The sequence below is a fragment of the Desulfovibrio sp. genome, assembly GCF_019424165.1.
Classification (GTDB): domain Bacteria; phylum Desulfobacterota; class Desulfovibrionia; order Desulfovibrionales; family Desulfovibrionaceae; genus Desulfovibrio.
This window is the reverse complement of the sequence record NZ_JAHZAA010000060.1, coordinates 1-2,862: the sequence shown is the minus strand read 5'-3', so window position 1 is coordinate 2,862 and position 2,862 is coordinate 1. Positions and strand designations below refer to the sequence as shown.

General features: G+C 54.2%; 2 protein-coding genes and 1 tRNA gene. 1 reads left to right on the top strand and 2 read right to left on the bottom strand.

The window, feature by feature from the left end:
* Window positions 1-295: 295 nt before the first annotated feature.
* Entirely contained in the window at window positions 296-619 is a 324-nt protein-coding gene (locus QZ377_RS12325) for an antirestriction protein ArdA (protein ID WP_291441503.1), read from the top strand.
* Between the two features lie 166 nt (window positions 620-785).
* Here QZ377_RS12325 and QZ377_RS12320 read toward each other — a convergent pair.
* Together QZ377_RS12320 and QZ377_RS12315 are read right to left on the bottom strand one after the other, a co-directional pair.
* Window positions 786-862 (bottom strand) — tRNA-Glu (locus tag QZ377_RS12320).
* A 398-nt stretch (window positions 863-1,260) separates the two neighbouring features.
* Window positions 1,261-2,862, bottom strand: a 1,602-nt coding sequence (locus QZ377_RS12315) for a flagellar hook-basal body complex protein (protein WP_291441502.1), incomplete at its 5' end; no start/stop codon positions are given.

Sequence of the window (2,862 nt, the reverse complement as noted above, 5' to 3'; positions counted from 1 at the left end):
GAGGCGTCAGGCCCTAGACCGCTTTAATTCCCTACTTTCCGGGGTGCGCGTGATCGCGCAACCGCCCCGCCAAAGCCTCAGCCCGCCTTCGTGCGGGCTTCTTTTTGTCATGGCGGCAGACCCTTCCATTCCAGGAATAGCGCGGAAATCCGCGTTCCAGGCAAGGCATGGCGGTAGGCTTTCCGCCGATCTTCTGAAGATGTTCCCCCGACATTGGCCGGGGCCTCGCCAAAAGCGAGAGGCCCCTCCCCCTGCCGGGGGAACATTAGTTGAAAAACAAGACAGGAGAACCGAAATGCTGAATACCGCTGAAAATCACGACGTTGTAGCCGTTGCCGCCCTGAACTGCCTGGATGCCGTAGCTTTTGCCGCATACGTCGATTATGAAGGCATGGACGCAGAAGAGGCCGTAGAAGAGTTCCAGGATCACTATGCTGGAACGCATGATAGCCTTGCCGCCTGGGCGGAGGAATACGCGGACGATACCGGGATGCTGGCCGAGGTGCCGGAATCCTTGCGGAACTATTTCGACTTCGCCAGTTGGAGCCGGGACGCGGAACTGAACGGGGATATCTGGACAATCGACACCGAATGCGGGATCGCCATCTTCTGGAGGTAGGCGGTAACATCAGGGGTAACATTGCCCGAAAAAATGTTACCCCTTTCCTCTGAAGTCGACGGCTCGAAAAACCGATCCGGTAACATTAGGGTAACATAATTGGGGTAATATTGGCGGTAACATTAAAAAAAGCACCCACATTTTCATGTAAGTGCTTGATTTTACTTGGCGTCCCCAAGGGGATTTGAACCCCTGTCGACGGCGTGAAAGGCCGTTGTCCTGGGCCGGCTAGACGATGGGGACGCTCTGTGAAGTGATCTTTTATGTGAAAAGTGGGTGAGTTGTCAAGAAGATTTTTAAGTTTTTTTAATTAGTACGAAGAATTTGTGTTGGTTGTGTGCATGTATGATGCGTTGTTCACTTCGTAGTGCAGGAAAGGCGGGGCTTTGGGGGCAGTTTTTCCTGACATGCCCAGCACAATCGCACTAAGGGCCGACAGCCGTTGAAACCCTGAGCAGCGTAAATACTGATAGTGGGTCCGTGGCTGTGCCATATGCTCCAAAATGAAAAAGGCGTCAGCCATAATATGGCCGACGCCTTGCACGGAGAGAAAGGGCAGCGCTATCCCCAACGCTGTGGAGGACCTGGACCGTTGCTTGCGCCAGGATCCGGTTCTCCGGCCTTTCAGATGACTATTCTTGCTATCTCTTCATGCCAATAACAGTTTCAAGCATGGTGTCCACCGTGGTTATGCCCTTGGAGTTTGCCTGGAATCCGCGTTGTGTCGAAATCATCTGCACGAATTCCGTGGTCATATCCACGTTCGATTGTTCGATGTTATAGGCCTTGGTTTTACCGAAGCCGTTATCACCCGCCACACCCAACTGAGGCTCACCCGAATCGTTGGTGGCAGAGAAAAGGTTGCCACCTTCGCGATACAGCCCCTGATGGTTCTGAAAGTCATACAGGGCGATCTGATAGAGCGGAATGGTCTTGCCGTTGGAGTATATCCCGTAAACCACGCCACCGTTATCAATATTCACGTTGCTCAACGTTCCGGAGGCATATCCGTCCTGAGTGCGGTTTTGTACGGTATACGAGGTCGTATTGGCCACACTGGCATATTCCTGGCGTTCCACGGCTGTCATGGTTGGTACGGTTGTGCCATAGTTGATGACATTTTCAAAGACCGGTACACCCGTAGGCGAAGTGCCGCTGACCCGGGACATGGTTGTCAGGCTGGCCAGGCTGCTGTTCGCTGTTTCTGTATCTGCGACGGGACGCGAGGCATCCGTGGGAGCCGTGTAGGCTGTGGGCTTGAAGGCCGTAGCCGTTATGGCTGTAAAGTCACTGGTGGTGATGTAGTTATGCGGCACCGTGCCGTCGTCCAGATAGTAGCCGCCGCTATCGTGCAGCACGTCAACACCGCCAGGAGTCTGTCCATACACCGGCCCGTTTGCGCCGATATGGTAATATCCATAGCTGTCCTGATACGCAGGCACTGTATTGCCGCCGACAACGGTTGTGTTGTAGCAATTGGCGTTGCCGTTGGCAGCATCGATAAAGTAATAACTGCTGCCGTTGCTCATTGCTTCAACAGTTGTTCCGTTAACTGAAGCTGAGCCATAAACTTTATTGGCGCCATTATTATAATAATAGCCTGTGGCGTCAGCATAGACCGGCACGTCCGCACCGCCGCCGACCGGCGTTGTGGTTCCGTAAGAGCCCGGATCGGGAGCGCCGAGATAGTAGTAGCCGTACTTGTCCATACCCAGGGCATTGCCGCCGGTATCAATGGGCTGCCCGAGACTGTTGGTCTTCACGGCAGTGGCGGTGGGGTTGTTCCATGCCGGGTTGCCGATGTTCTTGAGGCCGAAATCCAGCTCGGTAATATAGTTCTGCACCTGACTCACAGGAGTGCCACCCACGCTGGTCTGCATGGTTTCGCTTACGCTGTTTGCCAGAGGCTGTCCGCTGAAGTTTGCCGAAAAAACGGGCAGGCCGTTACTGGACGTTCTGGTGGGCTGCCACGAAGACTTTTCAGACGGATTGACAGCCACCTGGTTATTTGCTGTCGGTGTTTCCGTTGCGCCGTAGCTGTACGCCGTCTGGTTGACGAGCTGCCCGCTGGCGTCAAAGATCATGACGCCGCTCATGAGCACGCCAGCCTGTTTGTTGGTCCCCGTGATGGGGTCGTCATAAAATTTGGTAGGTTCTTTGGTCCACGTGTTTGTGGCAGCGTTATAGCCTTCACCACCGTAGCTACGCCTGTCTTCAGAGGGCGGAATGGTTACCAGATATTC